This is a genomic window from Nocardiopsis sp. FR4 (assembly GCF_009830945.1).
Taxonomy (GTDB): domain Bacteria; phylum Actinomycetota; class Actinomycetes; order Streptosporangiales; family Streptosporangiaceae; genus Nocardiopsis.
On record NZ_ML776457.1, the window covers coordinates 65319 to 85845 of the forward strand.

The 20527-nt window shown below is 68.2% G+C and carries 18 protein-coding genes; 4 read left to right on the forward strand and 14 right to left on the reverse strand.

Annotated features, from left to right (window positions below):
- Positions 1 to 299: 299 nt before the first annotated feature.
- From FYW95_RS04555 to FYW95_RS04565, 3 genes are read right to left on the reverse strand one after another with little or no spacing between them, the layout of a single operon-like run.
- The gene (locus FYW95_RS04555) at positions 300 to 995 is read right to left on the reverse strand and encodes a DsbA family oxidoreductase (protein ID WP_159944075.1); all 696 of its coding nucleotides are present in this window, start codon (positions 993 to 995) and stop codon (positions 300 to 302) included.
- Positions 996 to 1037: 42 nt separating this feature from the next.
- On the reverse strand, positions 1038 to 1832 hold the full coding sequence (locus FYW95_RS04560; RefSeq protein WP_159944076.1) for an oxygen-binding di-iron domain-containing protein: 795 nt from the start codon (positions 1830 to 1832) through the stop codon (positions 1038 to 1040).
- An 8-nt stretch (positions 1833 to 1840) separates the two neighbouring features.
- On the reverse strand, positions 1841 to 2833 hold the full coding sequence (locus FYW95_RS04565; protein ID WP_159944077.1) for a DMT family transporter: 993 nt from the start codon (positions 2831 to 2833) through the stop codon (positions 1841 to 1843).
- 106 nt (positions 2834 to 2939) lie between these two features.
- Between FYW95_RS04565 and FYW95_RS04570 the strand changes: the two genes are divergently transcribed.
- Entirely contained in the window at positions 2940 to 3560 is a 621-nt protein-coding gene (locus FYW95_RS04570; RefSeq protein ID WP_159944078.1) for a TetR/AcrR family transcriptional regulator, read from the forward strand.
- Positions 3561 to 3654: 94 nt separating this feature from the next.
- Here the strand turns inward: FYW95_RS04570 and FYW95_RS04575 are convergent, their stop codons facing one another.
- From FYW95_RS04575 to FYW95_RS04600, 6 genes are all read right to left on the reverse strand, one after another.
- Entirely contained in the window at positions 3655 to 5025 is a 1371-nt protein-coding gene (locus FYW95_RS04575) for an alpha/beta hydrolase domain-containing protein (RefSeq protein ID WP_236567935.1), read from the reverse strand.
- A 200-nt stretch (positions 5026 to 5225) separates the two neighbouring features.
- Complete coding sequence (yicI, locus tag FYW95_RS04580; RefSeq protein WP_159944079.1) at positions 5226 to 7565, reverse strand: alpha-xylosidase; 2340 nt, start codon at positions 7563 to 7565, stop codon at positions 5226 to 5228.
- 49 nt (positions 7566 to 7614) lie between these two features.
- Positions 7615 to 8520, reverse strand: a complete 906-nt coding sequence (locus tag FYW95_RS04585) for a carbohydrate ABC transporter permease (RefSeq protein WP_159944080.1) — start codon at positions 8518 to 8520, stop codon at positions 7615 to 7617.
- Positions 8517 to 9422 carry a carbohydrate ABC transporter permease gene (locus FYW95_RS04590; protein ID WP_159944081.1) on the reverse strand — a complete coding sequence of 302 codons (906 nt, stop codon included), beginning with the start codon at positions 9420 to 9422 and terminating at the stop codon, positions 8517 to 8519. The genes FYW95_RS04585 and FYW95_RS04590 overlap by 4 nt, the downstream gene beginning before the upstream one ends.
- The gene (locus FYW95_RS04595) at positions 9419 to 10666 is read right to left on the reverse strand and encodes a sugar ABC transporter substrate-binding protein (RefSeq protein ID WP_159944082.1); all 1248 of its coding nucleotides are present in this window, start codon (positions 10664 to 10666) and stop codon (positions 9419 to 9421) included. Before FYW95_RS04595 ends, FYW95_RS04590 begins: the two co-directional genes overlap by 4 nt.
- A 487-nt stretch (positions 10667 to 11153) precedes the next feature.
- Positions 11154 to 11705: a DUF2975 domain-containing protein gene (locus tag FYW95_RS04600; protein ID WP_159944083.1), complete on the reverse strand. Its 552-nt coding sequence runs from the start codon at positions 11703 to 11705 to the stop codon at positions 11154 to 11156.
- Positions 11706 to 11822: 117 nt separating this feature from the next.
- On the opposite strand from FYW95_RS04600, the gene FYW95_RS04605 reads away from it, so the two are divergent.
- Positions 11823 to 12512, forward strand: a complete 690-nt coding sequence (locus FYW95_RS04605) for a CPBP family intramembrane glutamic endopeptidase (RefSeq protein WP_159944084.1) — start codon at positions 11823 to 11825, stop codon at positions 12510 to 12512.
- A 338-nt stretch (positions 12513 to 12850) separates the two neighbouring features.
- On the opposite strand, the gene mgtE is transcribed toward FYW95_RS04605, so the two are convergent.
- The 3 genes from mgtE to FYW95_RS04620 all read right to left on the reverse strand — a co-directional run bounded on the left by mgtE (position 12851) and on the right by FYW95_RS04620 (position 16902).
- A complete protein-coding gene (gene mgtE, locus FYW95_RS04610; RefSeq protein ID WP_159944085.1) occupies positions 12851 to 14218 on the reverse strand; it encodes a magnesium transporter in 1368 nt (455 codons plus the stop codon).
- A gap of 1606 nt (positions 14219 to 15824) precedes the next feature.
- Positions 15825 to 16670: a DUF7687 domain-containing protein gene (locus FYW95_RS04615; protein WP_160050025.1), complete on the reverse strand. Its 846-nt coding sequence runs from the start codon at positions 16668 to 16670 to the stop codon at positions 15825 to 15827.
- Positions 16660 to 16902, reverse strand: a complete 243-nt coding sequence (locus FYW95_RS04620) for a helix-turn-helix domain-containing protein (RefSeq protein WP_160050026.1) — start codon at positions 16900 to 16902, stop codon at positions 16660 to 16662. Before FYW95_RS04620 ends, FYW95_RS04615 begins: the two co-directional genes overlap by 11 nt.
- Positions 16903 to 16923: 21 nt before the next feature.
- On the opposite strand from FYW95_RS04620, the gene FYW95_RS04625 reads away from it, so the two are divergent.
- Entirely contained in the window at positions 16924 to 17796 is an 873-nt protein-coding gene (locus FYW95_RS04625; protein WP_160050027.1) for a DNA adenine methylase, read from the forward strand.
- A gap of 78 nt (positions 17797 to 17874) precedes the next feature.
- On the opposite strand, the gene FYW95_RS04630 is transcribed toward FYW95_RS04625, so the two are convergent.
- Together FYW95_RS04630 and FYW95_RS04635 are read right to left on the reverse strand one after the other, a co-directional pair.
- Complete coding sequence (locus FYW95_RS04630) at positions 17875 to 18108, reverse strand: DUF397 domain-containing protein (protein ID WP_160050028.1); 234 nt, start codon at positions 18106 to 18108, stop codon at positions 17875 to 17877.
- Positions 18048 to 18857, reverse strand: a complete 810-nt coding sequence (locus FYW95_RS04635; RefSeq protein ID WP_160050029.1) for a helix-turn-helix domain-containing protein — start codon at positions 18855 to 18857, stop codon at positions 18048 to 18050. Before FYW95_RS04635 ends, FYW95_RS04630 begins: the two co-directional genes overlap by 61 nt.
- Before the next feature lie 1215 nt (positions 18858 to 20072).
- On the opposite strand from FYW95_RS04635, the gene FYW95_RS04640 reads away from it, so the two are divergent.
- A complete protein-coding gene (locus tag FYW95_RS04640; protein ID WP_160050030.1) occupies positions 20073 to 20261 on the forward strand; it encodes a helix-turn-helix domain-containing protein in 189 nt (62 codons plus the stop codon).
- Positions 20262 to 20527: the final 266 nt, after the last annotated feature.

Here is a 20527-nt window from a genome sequence, read left to right on the forward strand (position 1 = left end):
TTCTTGGATCGATGGATCACTGTCGTTTCGCCAGCACCCGTCGCAGGGCGACGAAGGGGGTGCGGCGGGCTGGACAACGACAAAGTCATCCAAGAAATACGCAAACTCAAGAAATTATCCCGATTTGGCACAATCTGGCCAAAGGGAAAAGGGGGGCGGCACGATAACGCATTCCGCGTTCGTGGAATCCGTTGACCCGTTCGGTGAATTTTGTTTGTTTTTTGTTTCCTTTTGTTCCGCTGGAACGGAGGACCGGCTGGTGGCGGGAGGGGCCCGGGGCAGGGCCCCTCCCGCGGGGGTCAGGGCGCGGCGCGTCGGACGAGCTCCCCGTAGACCTTGGGGTCGTCCGAGGAGACGACCGGCCAACCTGTGCCGTAGTCCCCTGACCAGGTGACCTCGATGCCGGGGTTGGCGTGGTCGCTTCCGTCGGGAAGGAAGAGGTGGGGACTGCAGTTCACGCGGTCTGTGGCCGAGATCGCGGCCTGCTCGGACAGGGCCCGGCGTGCGCGGCCGTCGTCGAGCGCGGCAGCGATGTGGTCGGGATCCACGTCCTCGGTGGAGGCCGCGGCCTCCAGGATGACCGTCCGGTTCGCGATGCAGCGTGACTCAGCCCAGAAGGCCCTGCGCAGGGCGAGGTCGAGTTGCTCGGAGGCGCGTTGGCCCTGCTCCTTGGCCGCCTGTACCGCCTCCAGGGCGGGCAGCGTCGTCGACGGGTACAGCCAGTCCGGTGCCTGCCACAGCTGCCAGCCGGCGTCTGGTTCGAGGGCGGCGATGCGGCCCACCTCGCTGTCTGTGCCCGACCGCGGGCTCGGCGCGTGGTTGAGCAGCTCCAAGGGGAAGGCGCGGTGGTCGAAGGAGACCTCACCGTCCAGTCCGAGCGCGCTGCGGGCCGCGTGCAGCCGGTGGACGGCCACATGCGCGAACGAGCACCAGATATCGGAGAAGACGATGATGGTTCCCGGGGGCGGAGTCAGGTCTGTGGTCCCAGTGGTCATGGTGGTCCTCGGAGAACGGGAGCGGAAGGCTGGAGTCCGGTGTCAGGAGGAGTGCGCGGTCTCGTGGGCGTCCAGGGCGGCTTCGAGGTCGGCCTCTGGCGGCCAGGGAGGGAGGTCGGGAACCCGGGCCATGGCTTCGAAGAGGGGGTCCAGGTTCCCTTCCACGGCGGGGGCGTGCGAGCTGAGCAGGCGCTCCGGGCGGAGGTCGCGCAACTCGGCGATCGGCTCCAGGAACTTCACCGGGTCGACCAGGCGCGTCCACGGAGCGATCGCGCGGTTCAGCACGGCGAACCCCTCGAAGAACTCCTGCTCCTCGTGGTCGTGCAGGTGGTCGCCGATCTCCGGCAGCACCGTGCCGAAGCTGTCCGAGCTGTACAGGGTGCCCGAGGCGTGGTCGTGGACGGCGAGGGTGCCCGGGGAGTCGAACACCGGCGGGCGGTGGAAGCTGAGAACCCGGTCGGCGGTCCTGAGCCGTCCGCCCGGGTTCGCGGTGACGATCCGTTCCTGCGGGAGGCGGAACTCCTCGCACAGGCGTGTCACCGAGATCGGGCTGGTGACCAGGGTCGCCTGGGGCGCGGTCTCCAACAAGCGCGGCAGCAGTCCGGTGTGGTCCCGGTCGTCGTGCGTGACCACGATCCATCGCAGGTCGGAGGGGTCGACAAGGGAGTGGAGGGAGTGCTCGAAGGCCGCGCGGTCGACCGGCATCCCCGCGTCGATCAGCATCGGTTCCGCCGCCATGACCAGGAAGGCGTTGACGGGCTGCAGTCCCAGACCCGGAATCGGTAACTCGGAGGGTAGGGCGTGGATTCCGGGGGCGACCCGGTACGGCTCTCTCACAGGGGCTCCTAGAGGAGTTGGATGGCGAAGGCGCCGGCGACGAGGAGGACCAGACCCGTGACCCGTGCGGAGGTCAGCGGGCGCCGGGGGAGACGGAAGAGCCCGAACTGGTCGATGGCCGCCGAGGTGAGCTGCTGGCCGCTGACGGTCAGGGCGACGGTCACCGCGGCACCGATCACGGGGATGAGCAGGAAGGTGCCGGTGACGTAGCCGACCGCGCAGGCGGCGCCCAGCCAGCCCCACCACGGCATGTGGCGGAGCGGCTCCACACGGGGACGGGGCGTCCGGTGGGTGGAGAGGAGCACCACGAGTGCCACGGTGATGGCCAGGGTGGCCACGATGAAACTGACCGAGGCCACGGCCAGGGGGTCGCCCAGGACACCGCGCAACTGGGCGTTGACCGCTCCCTGCACCGGGAGGACCCCGCCCGCCACCAGCCCCAGGAGCGGCCAGCCCAGACGTCCGGGCGAGAGGCGCGGGTCCTCGCCCGTGGCGACGGAAACGCCCCCGCCACCTGTCGCTGTCGGCGCCGGCACCGGTACGGGTGCCGCGGCACGGCTCTGCGCCCGCACGATCACGCTGATCCCGACGAGCACGGCCAAGCCGCCCACCGCCATGCCCGCGGAGAGCGGTCGCTGGTCGACACCCAGGGCCCCGGTCAGGTCCAGGGCGAGGGAGGCGGCCATCTGCCCCGACACGAACAGGCCGACGGTGGTGACCGCACCCAGGCGCGGGATGAGCAGGATGCCACTGGTGATGTAGAAGGGGCTGGCCAGTCCGCCCAGCAGGTGCCACCACCGCGCCTCGGCCACTCCGGCCAGGTCGGTGACCGCTCCCGCGAGCACGCTCAGGATCAGGAGCAGCCCGGTGGCCAGGGCGAGCTGCAGGGTTGACGCGCCGTAGGGCGTACCGACGGCCTTGTTGAGCTGCTGGTTCACAGAGGCCTGGACGGCCAGCAGGCAGCCGATCAGCAGCGCCGCCGCGAGCAGTGCGGTGTGCATGGCTCTCCTCGAAGATGATCCGGACACTGTGTCCGCTTGTGCTCTATGGGTAGCACGCAAACGGACATGGTGTCCACATATTCTCGGAGTGCTTTACTATCGCGTCATGGAAGACGGCGACACCCACCTCCTGCACCAGGTCACCGCCCGCCCCGGCACGCCGGCCGACCCGTCCCGGGAGCGCGCCGACGCCGCGCGCAACCGTTCACGCATCCTGGCCGCGGCCGAGCGCCTCTTCGCCGAGAACGACCCCCGCGAAGTGACCATGGGGGAGATCGCCAAGGCGGCCGGTGTCGGCCGCGCCACCCTCTACCGGCGCTACCCCGACACGGGGGCCGTGGCCGTCGCCCTGCTCGACGAGCACGAACGCCTCCTGCAAGGCGAGATCCTGCACGGCCCGCCCCCGCTCGGGCCCGGGGCGCCGCCCGCCGAGCGCCTGGCCGCCTTCTACGCCGCCGCCGTCGACCTCATGGACCGCCACCTCCCTCTCGTGCTGGGTGCCGAGACCGGGCGCAGGCGCTTCACCACGGGCGCCTACTCCTTCTGGCGCGCGCACGTGGGCACCCTGCTCGCCCAGGTGCCCGGGACCGACCGTGAGGCCCTCGTGGACCAGCTGCTCGCCCCGCTCGACCCCGACCTCTTCGCCCACCAGCGCGACACCGTCGGAATGAGCACCGAGCGCATGGCGAGGACCCTGGGCTGGATGGCGCGCCGCCTCCTGGCCTGAGACGGCGACGGGTGCGGTCCAGGCGGAGCGGACGGACGCGACCCGGCGGCGTCTCGGCCGAGACGCCGCCGGGTGCTCTCCGTGCCGCCGGGAGTCAGGGGCGGGCGGCCTCGCGGCGGTTGGCCAGGGAGTCGGCGCGGGTGACGTAGCCCTGGCGCAGGTTGGCGCTCTCCACCCGGTTGACCTCCGACACGTACCGGCCGCGGCTCGGGTAGCGCTCGGCGAGCTCGGCCTCGTCGAAGGGCACGTGGGTGCCGAACAGGGCGCAGAAGTAGCTGTCCGGGCCGGCCGGGGCGTTGGCGCCGGTGTTCAGCGCCCGGGGCACCTCCACCTGGGAGAGCCGGATGCCGCCCAGGGCGAACCCGTCCGCGTCGCGGGCGATGCGCCCCAGGGCGTCGCGTTCGATCGGCTCCGCGCTCGGCGGCGGGGTCCCGTCCATGGCCCAGGCGCTCAGGTGGTCGTAGGAGGCGTTGAGCACGTGGTGCAGCGGCGCGCGGCTGAACGGCGGCCGGGCGCAGTCGTACTCGGCCTGTCCGCCGAAGTCGCGCTCCTCGATCTCCCGGCGCGCCTGTCGGCCCGCCCAGCCCGAGTGCGCGGTCCCGGCCACCTCCCAGCGCCGGAAGGCGTCGGTGTCGGGCACCGGCCGGCTTCCGGCGACGTCGGTCTCCGAGAGCACCTGGAAGACCGGTTCGGGCCTGTCGGCGGGGGAGGGCGCCGGTCCCACCACGAAGGCGTACCCGTCGAAGACCGGCTCGGTGTGCGGCAGGACCTCCTCGTAGTAGGAGGTCATGCGCCGCGCGGACTGCGAGGCCCCGATCGCCAGCACCTGGTCGACGCCGATCCCGCCGGTGAGCCGCCCGGAGGAGCGCAGGGCCCGCGCCGCCTGGGCGAAGACGTCGTAGGAGAGCTGGTCGTCGCCGACCGTGCCGCCGTCCGTGACGTCCAGGTCCCCGTAGCGGGCGGGGCTCCACCGCGTCAGGTGGTCCACGCCCACGTGCTGCGCGGACACCCCCACCCAGGTGTAGCCCGAGCGCATGACGTGCTCGGCGCTGGGCCCCCACAGGGCGTCGAGGTCGTTGCCCGCCGTGACGTTCTGCCACTCGGCGAGCGCGGTCCCGTTGGAGTCGCGCGGGTCCGCGGGGCGCCGGACCAGCAGCCGGGTCCGGTAGGGGTGCTCCGAGACCGCCTCCCCGTCGGAGTACCGGTTGGCCGTGCCGGAGACGACGAACTCCTCCTCCACGTAGCCGTGGGCCGCCAGGTCCTCGGTGGTGGCGAAGAAGGGGTAGGTGTCCTCGACGTCGTCGGCGCCGGGGTCCCCGGGCAGGCCGCCCGGCAGGGGGCCCTCCACGCGGGGGACGGGGACGGGGACCGGGGCCTGTTCGGCGGCCGAGGCCGCCGGGGCGGTGAGCGCGGCGCTGATCCCCAGGGCGGTGAGCAGGGCGAGACGGGGGGCTGTCGGGGCCACGGTGCGGCCTTTCGTTCGTACCGGCGCGGCCACGGCCGCCTGGCCACGTGAAGGTATGCCGCGGTACACGCCCTGGCAACGGGGGTCGGGCGCGAACGGGTCGTTTCCCCGATGGGTCCCGGACCGCCGGGAGCGGGCGCGCCGCTCCGCCCGGGCGGAGCGGCGGCACCGCCGCTCCGCCCGGGTCCGGGGCGGTGGGATCAGGGCAGGCGCAGGCGGACCCGGGGGGTCCCGGCCGGAACCGACACGAGGGTCCCCTCCCCGGTCGCGGTGACCTCCGCTCGGGGGTCGTCGCACCCGGCCCCCGGCACGCCCACCAGGAGCACCCGCCACCCGTGCGCCGGAGCGGCCTGAGCCCCCACGGTGATCCCGTCCTCGGCGCGCTCGGTCCGGAAGACCGCGGCGGCGGAGCCGTCGGCGGCCGGGACGGCCGTGGTCACCGCGTCCCGGGGCGCCGGGTCGGCGGCCCCGTACACCCGCAGGGTCAGCCCCTCGGTGTAGTCGTACTCGGGGCGGTCGTCCACCGCGCCGACGGGCAGCACCGCGTGCGGCCGCACCAGCACGGGCAGGGAGTCGAAGCCGTGCGTCTCGCGGTGCCAGGCCGGACCCCGCACCGTCTGACCGGTGAGCAGGTGCGTCCACTCGCCCTCGGGCACGTAGTACTCCACCGCGCCGTCCCGGCTCAGGACCGGGGCCACCAGGAGGTCGTCGCCCAGCATGTACTGCGTGTCCAGGTGGTGGCAGGTCGGGTCGTCGGGGAACTCCAGCAGCATCGCGCGCATCACGGGCACCCCCTCCCGGACGGCCTGGACGGCCGCGCCGAACAGGTAGGGCATGAGCCGGCACTTGAGCCGGGTGAACCGGCGGGCCACCTCGGTGGACTCCTCGTCGAAGTCCCACGGCACCCGGTAGGAGCGGCTGCCGTGCAGCCTGCTGTGCGAGGACAGCAGGCCGAAGGCGAGCCAGCGCTTGAACACGGCGGGGTCGGGGGTGCCCTCGAAACCGCCGATGTCGTGGCTCCAGAACCCGAACCCCGACAGTCCCAGGGACAGCCCGCCGCGCAGGCTCTCCGCCATGGCCTCGAAGGTGGAGGCGCAGTCACCGCCCCAGTGCACCGGCAGGCGCTGCCCGCCCGCCGTGGCCGAGCGGGCGAAGAGGACGGCCTCGCCCTCGCCGCGCTCCCGGACCAGCAGGTCGAACACCGTCTCGTTGTAGAGCTGGGTGTAGTAGTTGTGCATGCCCTCGGGGTCGGAGCCGTCCGCCCACACGACGTCGGTCGGGATCCGCTCGCCGAAGTCGGTCTTGAAGCAGTCCACCCCCATCTCCAACAGGGACCGCAGCTTGTCGGCGTACCACGCGCGCGCCTCGGGGGAGGTGAAGTCGACCAGCGCCATTCCCGCCTGCCACATGTCCCACTGCCACACCGTCCCGTCCGGTCGGCGGACCAGGTGCCCCAGCCGGGAGCCCTCCTCGAACAGCGCCGACCGCTGGGCGATGTAGGGGTTGATCCACACGCAGGTGCGCAGCCCGCGCGCCTTGAGCCGGGAGAGCATCCCCACCGGGTCCGGGAACAGCTCCGGGTCCCACTCGAAGTCGCACCAGTGGAACTCGCGCATCCAGAAGCAGTCGAAGTGGAACACGCTCAGCGGCACCTCCCGCTCCGCCATCCCGTCGATGAAGCGGGTGACGGTGTCCTCGTCGTAGGAGGTGGTGAAGGAGGTGGACAGCCACAGCCCGAACGACCACCGGGGCGGCAGCGCCGGGCGGCCGGTGAGCGCGGTGTAGCGGGCCAGGACCTCCCGGGGCGTGGGCCCGTGGATGACGTAGTAGGTCAGGGCGTGGTCGGGGACGCTGAACTGCACGCGGCCCACCGACTCCGAGCCCACCTCGAAGGACACCGGGCCCGGGTGCGCCACGAACACTCCGTAGCCCCGGTTGGTCAGGTAGAACGGCACGTTCTTGTAGGCCTGCTCGCTGCTCGTGCCGCCGTCGGCCTGCCAGATGTCCACGGTCTGGCCGTTGCGGGTGAACGGGGTGAACCGCTCGCCCATCCCGTACACCAGCTCGCGGATGCCCAGTGACAGCTGCCCGAGCATGTGGTGGGTGCCGTCGGCCTCCTCGACGAAGGCCGTGCCCTTGCCGTCGGCGCTGGCCAGCGTGGTGTCCCCGGCGCGGAACTCCATGTGCCAGGGGCCCTCGGTGGCCACCCGCAGCGTCAGCCCGCCGCTGGTCAGCTCGACCGCGGCCCCCTCCCGCCGCACCGAGGGGGCGGCGCCGGGGTCGTCGTGCACCGCGAACTCCGGCGTCCGGCGGACCGAACCCGCCAGGTGCGTGGTCCGGACGCCGATCACCCCGGGGGCGGGCGACCAGCAGTCCACCGTGATCAGCGGTGTGTTGAGCGTGTCCCCGCGGTGCCCGATCGGGCGCACCGGGGCGTAGAGGGTGAGGCGGTCCCCGTGCACCCGCACGTCGCGCGCCTCGCTCGCGCGGTGCGCGCGCACGCCCTCCCTCATCTGCCAGAAACCGTCAGTGAACCTCATGGGCGGCCCGCCCCTCTCGTTGTGGTCTCGGTCCGGTGGGCAAGGCTGGTCACTTGATCGATCCCCCGGATATCCCGGCGGCCACGTACCTCTGCGCGACGACCAGGAGTACGGCCGCGGGGACCGAGGAGAGGGCGGCCACGGCCATGACCGCGCCCCAGTCGCCGACGTGCGCGCCGATGTACTCGTAGATGCCGAGCGTCACGGGCTTGACCGCGTCGGTGGTGTTCAGGGTCAGCGCGAAGAGGAAGTCCGACCAGGCGAAGAGGAAGGCGAACAGGCCGCTGGTGATCAGGGCGTTGCGGCTCATCGGCAGCACGACCGAGACCAGCACGCGCAGGCGGCCGCCCCCGTCGAGCGTGGCCGCCTCCAGCACCTCCTCGGGGATGGACACCATGAACGCGCGCAGCAGGACGATCGCGAAGGGGATGCCCAGGGACGCGTCGGCCAGGATCAGCCCGAGGTAGGAGTTGACCAGTCCCAGCTCGACGTAGGCGTTGTACAGCGCGTTCGCCACGACGATGCCCGGCACCATCTGGGTGATGAGGGTGGCGAACACGACCGTGTCCGCGCCGCGCAGCCGGAACCGGGCCAGCGCGTAGGCGGCCGGGGCGGCCACGGCCAGGCAGACCGCGACCGCGCCGAGCGCCACCACGACCGAGGTGAGCAGGTTGCCCGCCTGCGACTCCCAGGCGCGCCGGAAGTTGCCGAGGTCCAGGGTCCGCGGGAACCACCGCAGGTCGGCCATCGCGGCACCCGGCTGCAGCGCCGTGTTGACCATCCAGTACAGCGGGAACAGCAGGACGGCCAGGACGAGGACCCCGAACACGACGCTCGCCGCGTCCCCCCGCGCCCGGCGGGTCAGGCGCGGACGCCGGGGTCCCGGGGCGGCGGCCGGCGCCCGGGGGGCCGGGGCCGTCGGCGCGGCCCGGGGGACGGTGTTGCTGGCGCTCATCGGGCGACACCTCCACGGTTGGCGCGCAGGTAGACCACCGCGAACACCATGCTGACGAGGATCAGGACGTTGCCGACGACGGCGCCCTGGCCGAAGTCGAGCTGGAGGAAGGACAACTGGTAGGTGAGGGTGCCCAGGGTCTCCGTGGAGTGCGCCGGGCCGCCGTTGGTGAGCGCCAGGATCAGGTCCAGGATCTTCACGGTCGACATGAAGCCCAGCACCAGCACCACGGTCACCACGGGCCGCAGCAGGGGCAGGGTCACCGAGAAGAAGTTCCGCAGCGGGCCCGCGCCGTCCAGCACGGCCGCCTCGCGCAGCTCGGCGGGGATCTCCTGGAGGCCGCCGTAGAGGATCACCATGTTGAAGGGGATCCCGATCCAGATGTTGACCAGCACGACCGACAGCAGAGCGACGTCGGGGCTGCTCAGCCAGGGGACGGCCGCCGAGGTGACCCGGAGCGCCTGGAGCGCCTCGTTCAGCACGCCGGTCTCCTGGTCCAGGATCCGGCGCCAGACGGTGCCGGCCACCACCATGGGGATCAGCCACGGCAGCAGGAGCAGGGAGCGCATGAGCCCGGACAGCGGGAACCGGCGGTGAAAGAAGACCGCGAGCGCCATGCCGATGCCGAACTGCCCGGCCAGCGAGCCCACGGTGAACAGCAGGGTGTGCCACAGGGACGCGCCGAACAGCTCGTTGGCGAGGACCGCCCGCCAGTTCTCCAGCCCGTTGAACGGCGCTTCGCCGGTGAAGTACGTGGCGAACGTGTAGTCCTGGAAGCTCATCACCACGTTGCGGACCAGCGGGTACCCGAAGAACAGCAGCATGTACAGCGCCGCGGGGGCGACGAACAGCCACTTCGCGAGGTCCCCGGGCCGCCTCGGCGCGGTCGCCGCCGTGGTCATGACCTGCCCTCCAGCTCCGCCTCGACCCGGGCCTGGGCCCGCTCCATGGCCTCGCGCGGGCTCGCCGCACCGGTGAGCGCCGCCTGCACCGCCGTGCCGATGGCCTGGGAGTAGGTGCTCCACTCCGTTCCGGCGTGCTCGGTGCGGCTGCGCGCGGTGCGCACCTGGTCCACGAACGGCGCCAGCTCCGGGACCGCCGCGCGGTACCCCTCGGCCGCCTCCGGGTCGACCGGCACGTTGCTGCCCTTGGTCGCCCAGTCCAGCTGCGCCTCCGGGGTGGTCATGCAGGCCACGATCTCGGCGGCGACGCGTTCGCGCCCCGGGTCCTGCGCGTTGACGGGCACGGTGAAGGTGGTTCCGCCGATCGGCGCCACCGAGGTGTCCCCGGCCCCGGGGACGGGGATCTCCGTCACGGCCCAGTCCAGCTCGGGGTGTTCCCGCAGGACCGGCAGCTGCCAGGGGCCGTTCACCATCATGGCCGCGTTGCCCGCGACGAACTGGTCGTTGACGTCGGCCTGCGTCCAGTTGACCACCGAGGAGGACACCGAGCCCTCCTCGACCAGCGAGGCGACGAACTCCAGCGCCGCCACCGACTCCGGGGAGTCCAGCTCCCGCTCGTCGCCGCCGTTGGACCACAGCCACGGCAGGAACTGGTAGACGCCGTCCTCGGTGGCCAGGGCGCTGATGGCCAGGCCGTAGCGCCCGCCCCCGGTCAGCTCGGCGGCGGCGGTCCGCAGCTCCGCCCAGGTCCGGGGCGGTTCGACGCCCGCCTCGGCCAGGGCGTCGGCGTCGTAGAAGAGGCCGAGCGAGTTCACCGCGCGGGCGGCGCCGTAGTACTCGCCCCCGTGGCTGCCGATGGACAGCGCGCCCTCGGACAGGTCCTCGGTGGACAGGCCGAGGTCCTCCAGCGGGACCAGGCCCCCGGCCGCCGCGAACTGCGGCAGGTCCGAGCCGTCCAGGGACAGGATGTCGGGCAGCGCGTTGGAGGAGGCCATCCGCAGGGCCTTGGGGACGAGCTGGTCGGCGGGCACGCTGAGCTGGCGGACCTCCACGCCCACCCGCTCCCCGCAGGAGTCCATGGCCTCCTGGTCCCAGGTGTGGTACGGCTCGTCGGTGCTGGAGTTCATGACCGTGTACACGTTCGGGTCGCGTTCGGCCGCGCATCCGGCGCCCGCCAGGACGAGCGCCGCCGCGCAGGCGGCCGCGCACGCCGAGTGGCGCGCGGGAGGGGGGTGGTGGTGCATGTGGGGGGCCTCTTCGGGAGGGGTGGGGCGCGGTGGTCCGCGCCGTGGTGCGGTGGGAGCTCCCGGGTCAGCCCGGACGGCGTCCGCCGCGCCGCGGCCGTCCGGGGGCCCCGCGGTACCCGTGGGGCACCGCCGTCTCCGGCGCCGTCCGCGCGGCGGCCTCCTCGGTGGTTCCCATCGCGTCCCCTCCGGACCGTTGTCGAAGCGCTTCGACAACGCGGTGTGTGCGGATCGAAGCGCTTCGATGAGCGGGCACCATGCTAGGAAACAGCGCTGTCTGTGACAAGCCCCTCAGTGGTCGGTGATCGGAGCCATTCCGATCCGCGCTCCCGGACGTGCGGTGCCCCCGCGCACGGAGGCCGCCGGCGCGGACCGCCGTCCGCGTCGGCGGCCTCCGGGTGCCCGGGGAGGTCAGACCCTGGTGGCCCGGCGCGGTCCCGTCAACCGCCTCGGGGGCGGCGTCGGCCGCCGCCGAGGGGCCGGCCCTTCAGACCAGGCCCCGCACGTCCTCGCGCAGCGCCGCTCCGCGGCGCAGGAACTCCGCCGCGGCCGCGAGCCCGAGGCCGAGCACCGCGGCGACCACCGGGAGGTCGACCACCGCCTCCAGGTCCGGCGCGCCCGCGGCCGCCACCGCGGAGCGGTGCCCGAACGTCCGCAGCGCCGCCGCCAGCAGGCCGCCGACCAGGACCACGACCGCACAGGCCCAGACGCGCCGGGCGTTGGCCGGGGCGAAGGGGTCGCCGGTACGCAGGGACCGCACCACGCGGAAGAGCAGCAGCCCGACCACGGCCACCTGGACGGCCAGGACGAGCGAGGGCGCGAACGTCCACAACCGCTCCCCGGCGGTCGGCTCCGCGATTCGCAGGGCGGCGGTGACCGGACCGACCACGTCCCCGACGGAGGACTCCGGAACGGTGACGGGCACCAGGATGTTGTCCGCCACCAGTGCGCCGACGGCGGCGATGCAGGCCAGGAGCGTCCCCAGGGCGCCGGCCGCGAGGGCGACCCACTCCGGGAATCGTTGGCGTAGGACGGGCACGGTTCCTCCTCCGACTCGGACTTATCGACAATCGATAAAATCAAGGCTACTGTATCGATAATCGATATGTACGGGTGCCTGACCCCACCCCTGACCCCGAGTAGGCGAGATCCACCGATGAGCGGCACCGCTCCCGTCCGCACCTGCGCGGTCCTCCTGGCCGGAACCGTCCTGTGCTTCGTGGCCCCGCCCCTGGCGGTGGGGGTCCTGGCCCCCGCGCCGCCCCCTCCGCCGGCCCTCGTGGCCCTGGCCCTGGTCGAACTCGCCCTCGCCGCCCTGGTGGTGTCCTGGTGGCTGCGCCGCCGGGGGCTGGGCGCCGACTCCGTCGGACTGACGTCCCGCTCGTGGGGGCGCGACACCCTGCTGGGCGCCGCGACCGTTCCCCCGCGCCTGCTGTTGGAGTTCGGCGTGCTGGTCCCCGCCGCCGGGGGCGCCCTCAACCCCGGGGTGCAGGAGGTACTCTCCACCGCCGCGGCCGGGGCCTCGGCGCTCACGGCGACGCTGCTGCTCGGGATCGTCGGCGGAGGGCTGGCCGAGGAGCTCTACTTCCGCGGGTTCCTGCTGGGTGCGGTGCCCCGGCTCTTCGCCCGCCGCCGGGCGGCGCTGTACGGGGCGGCGGCGGTCTCGGTGGTGCTCTTCGCCGTCCTGCACCTGCCGGCCTCGCCGCCCGACGCCGCCGCCATCCTCCTCGCCGGGCTGGTCTACACCGGCCTGTTCCTGGCCACCGGCCGCCTGACCGCGACCGTCGTCGCTCACGCGCTGTGGAACACCGCCGCCGTGGTCGCCGTGCTCGCCCTCTACGCGTGAGGGAGGCCCGCCCGGGCTCGCCCGGCGGCCTCGCGCGGCGCGTCCGGGCCGGACCCGGGCCGGAGCCGTCCAGGGCCTGCTCCGTCGCGCGCGGTGCCGAGGGGGCGCGAGGGCGCCCGCCGGGTCCCCGCACCTGGTCGGCAGCGCCCCGAGGAAGGCCAGGAGCGGGTGGCGTAGGCGTCGCAGCCGCCCGCGAGCGCGGAGGCCGCTCCGCGGCGTTCCGGAAACACCACCCTGAGCGATGGTTGCTACCCACGGTGCCGAAGCCGTCCGACCTCGGCACCGGGACCGGGGCGGCCTTCTCCGCCGGGTGGGCGCCCGGGGGCCGGGCCCCGCCTTCAGATGCCCAGGACGGCCTTCGCGGTGAGGAAGTAGATGATCAGGCCGGTCGCGTCGACCAGGGTGGTGACCATCGGCGCCGAGACCACCGCCGGGTCGATCCGCAGCCGCCGGGCCAGCAGCGGCATGGTGCCGCCGATGGTGGCCGCCCAGCCGCAGATGAGCACCAGCGTGATCCCGACCACCAGGGCGATCTTCACCCCCACGAACAGCACGCCCACGACGATCCCCAGCACCGCCAGCAGACCGCCCAGGACAAGGCCGACCCGGCACTCACGCCAGATCACCCGGAACAGGTCCGACCCCCGCACCTCGCCGACGGCCAGCGCGCGCACGCAGGCCGTGGCGGCCTGGGCCCCCGCGTTGCCCCCGGCGCCGATGAGCATCGGGATGAACAGCGCCAGCTGGGCGGCCTGCTCCAGGGTTCCCTCGAAGGTCCGGGTCACGCTGACCGTCAGCGTGGCCGCTACCAGCAGCAGGCTCAGCCACAGCGCCCGGTAGCGGGCCAGCTGCCACACCGTGGCGGCCATGTAGTGCCCGGCCCAGGGGGCGGAGCCGGACTGCCGGGCCACGTCCTCGGTGTCGGCGGCCTCGATGATCTCGACGGCGTCGTCGATGGTGAGCAGACCGACGAGCCGCGTCTCGCTGTCCACGACCGGCAGGTTCATCAGGTTGGTCTCGCGCATCAGCCGGGCCGCCTGCTCGGCCGCGTCGGTGGCCCGCACGGACACCGGCTCCGCCTCGACCAGCGCGCCGACCAGGGTCCGGGGCGGGTTGACCACCAGATCGCGCAGCTCCACGACGCCGGTGAGGCGGCGCCCCCGGTCCACGACCGGGAGCGTGTAGACCGTCTCGGCCTGGGCGCCCCTCTCCAGGACGACCTCCAGGGCCTGCCCCACGGTCAGGTCCCCGTCCAGCGCGAGCACCTCGGGGGTCATGTACCGGCCGACCGACCCCTCCGGGTAGCCGAGCAGCGCGGCGGTCATCCGCCGCTCGTTCGCGCTCAGCCCCTCCAGCACCCGCTTGGCCACCTTGGCCGGAGCCTCCCGCAGCATCCGGGCCCGGTCGTCGGGGTCCATGCCCTCCACGAGGTCGAGGAAGGCGTGGTCGCGCAGGCCCGCCAGGATCTGCTGCTGGTCGACCGGCTCCAGCTCCTCGAAGACGGCCAGCGCCCGTTCCTTGTCGAGCAGCCGGAACGCGATACCCGCGTCGACCCCGTCCATCCGGGCCAGTTCGTCCGCGATCACGTGCGGCGGGTGCGCCTCCAACCACTCCAGGGCGGCGTCCAGCCTGCGGTCCGCGACGGTCTCCCGCAGAGAGCCGGGGAACTCCGGGTACAACTCCTCGGCGGGGTTGCTCTGAGGCATGGCAAGGTCCTTCGAACGGTGCGGTCAGGGGTCCGGGGAACACCGCGCGCACCGCTCGCCGTCCGCCGTCAGAGCGGCGGGCGGGCGGTACCGCGCGGTGGCCGACTGGGAGGTTCGCTACTCATCGCAGCCCCACCTCCCGCCCCCGTGTCCGTCGGCCCCGCCGTTCGATGGCCGGTCACCTGCTCCGCGCCCGCTGTCCGAAAGCGCCCACAAAGACTACTCCTGCCCGGTGAACCCGGAGAAATGCACGGAGGAAGAGCCGGGGGCGGAGCTCGGAACCGGCGCGGGGACGCCCCGACACCCGACACCCTGCGCGGCGGTGACCCGGGCGAACACGGGCGCGCGTTCGTAGGTGGGCCCATGCGCCCCGGGGGGTGTCGAGAGTGTTCAACGCCCGTGTCCACGGACGCGGGCCCACGGACATCCGGCTTCACGGCCTGAGGCACACCGGGCGACCCTGACTCTCAAGGCTGGGGTCCCGGTGAAGGTGGTTCAGGAGAGGTTGGGCCACGCCAACCCGTCCGTCGCGGTGAACGTCTGCGCCCACGCGCTCCCGGGCATGCGGGCCCACGCCGCCGAGCAGGTGGCGGCCCCTCTGCAGGTGGTCCGCCCCGGTCGCACCCCCGCTGCGGGCAGGGAAACAGAAAAGGCCCTGTGACCAGGACCTTTGTTTGTGTCCGAGGGGGGACTTGAACCCCCACGCTCTTTCAAGACAGGAAGGAGAGTAAGAGCAGGTGAGACCGTGTGTGAGCAGGCGATACGGGGAGAGGTCAATCCCCGTTCATACCGGTTGAATCGGGCTCTCTCGGGTTGGGTTGCAACCCGGTTGCACCTCAGAGAAGAGAGGCCCTGTCCCGCATCACCAGGGGCAGGGCCTCTGTTATGTCCAGGGGAGCCACCTCAACAGAGGCCCTATGGGCGACACCCTTCCCGTGGGGCTGGTCTCGGGATAAGGCCCTCTCACTGTCAGGCCCTCTGTGTGGCTCTCATAGCCTCTCAGGCGTACATGGTGAGGCTGTCACCAGTAAGGCCCCTCTAGTAAGGCCCCTGCCCTGTACAAGGCGCCCTGTGAGTGTTGCCCTGTTGGTCCAGGTGCTCACACTGCTCCGTTGCTTGCTCTCTGCTGACTCCTGTCGAACCCAGAGCTTCGTCTCACAAGCCCTGTTGACCTTGCTGCCTTGAGTGCTTCCACTCGACAGCCACGCTCTGACGCGGCTTCTCGGAGACCCAGCTATCCGTGTTCACTCCTCAGGAGAAGGACAGGCACAAGAAGCCCTGTCCATGCAGGAAACAAGCACCTTCAGGGAGAACACCACGCGTTCCAAGAGGCCCTTGGAAGGGTGCTCTTTGCTTTGCCACCTCGGAGCTATGAAAGAGAAGGTGTCAGGCTCAGGGATGCACCATGAAGCACTCGGGCAGGCGATATATCTAATAAAGCCCCGTTGCATACCTGGGGTAATACCCACAGAAGAATCGACCAGACCCCGCCGGGGGCTGGGTTCTCTCTCCGTATACGGGTCTGGGAGTTCGGGCCAGGTGAGAATATCCCATTAGAGAACAGGGGAAATGCCAGGACGTGGGGTGAGAAAACTCTAATTCAAGGTTATTCCTGGGAGGATGCATGGTGGCTATTGCAGCACTCGCGGACAATGCGGGGCCACTCTTTTAGCACCTCGCGGCCTACGATGATCTCATCAAGCAAACCCGTGTATAGCAAGTCCACTGAGCGGCGAAGGTCTGACTTCCTGGCGGACCACTGGTGGCGGCCATCCAAGATTGCGTAGTGATTTACATGTATGCCAAACTCATCTTCAAAAGTGCGCAGCTCAGTCCCGACCAACTGGATCTCATAGATCGCATCAGACATTTTTGATCCGCCTTTGGTTTTTCCCCAGTATTCTTTAATTTCCCAGAGGGCCACTGGATTAAAGAGCGAGGGGATTGCTCCGTCTAGGCGTCGCGGAGTCACCAAAATATGATCGCGGGAGATAACCGCTGCCCGACTCTGGGGATTTTTGTCAACCGGAGTAGCGGTACTTGCACATTCGTTGTCGACTACGGCATCTACCGTGCTGACAAGAACTTTAGGGGACTTGTGGTAGCCCTCCAGTTTGACTTCGTTATAGTTTTCCACAGTCCGCCCAGTGAGAGCGAAAAAGTCTTCCTTTGCCTCTTCCTCTGTGCGCATAAGGGAAAGCATTTCATTCGCAATGATGCGCCGCCTGGCCCAGTAGTGAGACAGGGTGCCAAGCATTTCTTTTCTTTCGGAAAGATAGTCGACCAATCCGCTTGCAGCGGGGGTTCCCGCCTTCTTTAGTGCGGGAATAATTTCATCTTCTGGAATGCTGTCGGCATACTTGCCCCGAGTGAATTGGTCTGCGAGCATCCTCACAACATGCCAAAAAGGGTCATCCCAGCGAGGTTCCGCAAAGGATTCTTCACGCTTCATGTCTAAGGCCCCCGTCAATAGTTTCCAGTAGCTCACTAGGACGACGACCAAGTGCACTTGCAATTTTGGTTATGTTGACCAGGCTGACATTTCGCTCACCCCGCTCAATACCGCCTATATAGGTACGGTGAAGCTGGGCCAGATCGGCTAGAGCCTCTTGCGAGAGCCCTGCCCCTTCCCGGAGCTGCCTTACACGAAGGCCAAAGCTAGCTAGAACTGCAAGGTCGTCCACAAGTCAGGTAGACTGCCCCCTATGACGACGATAGGTCTACAGACTATGAGTAGCAATCGCTTGGGGGCAGGGCGCTCCTTCCTGAAGTGGGCAGGAGGGAAGACCCGGTACGCTGACCAACTTGTGGCGCTTGCCCCCCCGTTCGCTGGGCGCTACTTCGAACCTTTCATGGGAAGCGCAGCTGTATTTTTTGAGCTTGGCCCAGAAAAAGCGTCCCTCTCAGATGCAAACCCAGAGTTGGTGGCCTGCTTTAGGCAGGTGGCCGCTGAACCTGAAAAGGTGATGGCGCTCCTTGACGAGATGCCAAATAACCGTGAGTTCTTCAATGAGGTCAGAGCACAAGAAGTCGATGTGCTGTCTGATAACGAGCGTGCAGCCCGAGTCATCTATCTGAACAAGACAGGGTTTCGAGGGCTGTGGAGGGTTAATAAAAAGGGTAAGTTCAATGTTCCATACGGTGAGTATGATCGCCCCTACTACAACCGCAAAACTCTACTGAGTGCGTCCAAGGCACTCCAAGGTGTGGATATATCTCTTAGGGACTTCTCTGAAGCTTTGGAAGAAGCGCAAGAAGGAGACTGGGTTTATCTAGACCCGCCTTACATCCCCGTCAGTCAGTACTCTGACTTCAAGAGGTACACCTCAGGGCAGTTCGGGGAGGAGGACCAAGCTCGATTGGCAGAGGCTATGCATAAGGCAAGCAAGCGAGGTGTCTACGTGACCATGACGAACAGTGAGACGCCTCTTACACGAGAGATCTTTGAAGGGTTCAATGTCTCTTCTATGGCTACCCGGAGAGACATCAACCTTCAAGCAGCGAAGCGCACAAGCTCTGACTTGGTTTTTACCAACTATGAGATTGACACCTCGAAAGAAAGGGGTACGCTTTTTTGAGAGGTCTGAGATTGGAAAAATGATGGACCCTTCAAGATGTGTATCTTCTGAAGGGCCCACGGTCGGTGCTTCGTTACTCTAAATAGCTTCGCCCTTGAGGTCTCGGACGAAGGAAGACCACTCAGACTTCTTGAAGCTCAGATGCCCAAGCTCTCTATTCTCAGTATCCCGAATGAGGACACTGTGAGGGCCTTCTTTTACTTCCACGCAGCTTGTTTCGCCCTGGCTATAGCTGGACTTGTGCCACTCGTTCACAGTGCTTCCTTCAGTCCGGTCATTTTCTCTAGGGAGGCGTCGGGGGGTAGTGCCCATGTTTGCAGCTTATTATACGCGACTTCGAGTCTCCGCACTTGTGGGGCCTCATCCGTGATGTGTTCCCCTGTCGTGTGCTCGGAGCACACTAGAGGACTTCGGTCGTTAATGTAGATCAGTCGGAAGGCCCCCACGGTCCACGTGAAGTCACTCAACCCCAACGGCAGAACCTGGATTGTAATGCCCTCGGCTGCGGCCTCTTGCTCCAGGCACTCTAGTTGCTCTCGCATCACATGCGAACCACCCACCCTTTGAGTAAGAACCAACTCAGGGATAACCACGTTCAACATAAGCGTGTCTTCAGTCCGAAGACGTTCGCGCCATGACTTACGTGCTGCGATGGTTCTTTGAATTCGCGCTTCGTTGGCCATGGGAACAGTGTGAGAGATGAGTACCCGTGAATATTCCTCGGTCTGGAAGAAGCCAGGGATCACGAACGGATGGAAGAAGCGGATCTCATCCGCTTCCTTCTCATACTCCTCGGACTGCTCATACCAACCTGACCCGCTCTCTGCGCGTTCCACATCGCGCCACATCCTGAGCAAGGCCCCGTTTGTACTGAACTCACGGTCTAGGGCTTCCACGATGGCGTGATTGGGGGGCCTCACGGCTCGCTCAAGCTTCCCGTGGTAGGTAGCTGAGTACGTCGTCAGAGCCGCCACCTGGTCTAGAGATAGACGCTGCTGCTTGCGCAAACGCCGTAGATGCTTCCCAAACTCCACCCATGCCGGAATCGTTCGATCCATCATGTACCGAGCGTGTCATGGGCTCAGTACGCATATGTACTGTTCAGGCCAATCCGTGATCTCTTTGTATCCCACCTTTCACGCTGTCCTCGCTGATGGCAGCCTCACAGCATGTCCGGTACAAGGAGTGCTGAGGAAATGGTCATCTCGGGCGAAACACGACGAAGTGCCCTGCTGGTGTTGCGGGAGTTGCAAAAGGGGCTTGGCTCTCGACAGATAGCCGCGACCGTGCATGCCCCAGACCTCCAGGCCCTCATGTCCGGGAACCCCGGGGCATGGGAGGCCGGAGAGGCCCCACAGCTTCATGTGACCGTGCGAGAGGCTGAGGCCCCCGTGGTGGTCCGTGTTCGGGATGACGGTTGTTACACGTGGCATCGTGCGGACGGGGGAGAGTGCGCCTCTCCCGTGGCCTTCCTGTCCCGCTCTGTCGAGCTGGTAATTCAGACGGTGAACACCTCATGAGAGCTGACAGACAGAGCGCCTTAGAAGGGCTCTACAAGGCCCTTAGGGAGAACAGGGTTCCCGGTTCCAGGTTGGAACTCGACTCTAGCCCTGTGGTCTACACGTACAACACATGTACCCGTATCCGGGAAGACTGTTTTTTCATCAAGAAGACCACGCCCAACGGGCATGTGTTGGAGACTGCATCTCTCGGAACCGCACATCAGGACGTAGCGGTATCCCTCATTCGTTCCATGTCCTTTGCTGTGAACTTCGCCTAATCAACCGGGGAAGAACACCCACGGGCAAATGCAGGCGGCTCTTAAATGAGGTGAGCACATGAGGTCGGAAGATCCCCGAGAGAAACAGCTCTTGTGGTTGCGCGCTGAACTGTCGAAGCGCGGCATAGAAGCTTACATCGTTCCGGCTGATCAGTATTACGGGCCAACCCTGCACTGTGATGCAAGCGTGGGAGGCGTCACGGTGAACATGTGCAGATGGAACTACCTGTTCCTTGGCCCTTTAAGGAATTGGGTTGAGGTTCCTGCTAATCGTCCTGGTGACTGTGTGGATCAGATCATCCGTGATCTGTCTCCCCTTGCTTCTACAGACCCCATTGTCCGGCTCAGTGAAGTGAAGGGTGAACCGTGAAGCGCTTCGTAGCCAGGTTGAAAAGCATTATTCACAACTGGACCTGCCCGGTTGCTGGCTGTGCCTTCGCCTCCGTTAACCCCATGAAACACCCGTGCCCCCTCAAGATCAGTAGTTAGAGGAGAAATGGAAAAGATCAACGACAGGGAAGGTCCGCTTCTCCCATGTGAAGTCGCGGCCTTGTTCAGGGTGGATACCAAGACAGTGGTGAGGTGGGCGAACAAACAGAAGATACCGAGCTTCAAAACCCCGGGAGGACACAGGAGGTTTCCCCGTAAGGAGGTCTACAAGCTTCTCACAGAGGCGAGTGGTTAAAGAGATGGACCCCGGAAGCGACTTCCCGAGGAAGCTTCCTTGCCTGTACCCTGACCCTGACAACCGCAAAAGAACGGCCCCGGTAGGCGCGCCAACGCCAGTCCGGGGCCTGACTCTCAACCTGCTATCACCAGGAAGAAGATTCCCAATGAAGTTGTCAAGCCGGAGCGGTGACCGACCGTGAACGGTTCAGGCAGCCGTGGCCAGCTTCACTGGAGGCGCCGCCACGTAGGGACGCTCGTCGCGCAGCATCGCCCAGAGCACGT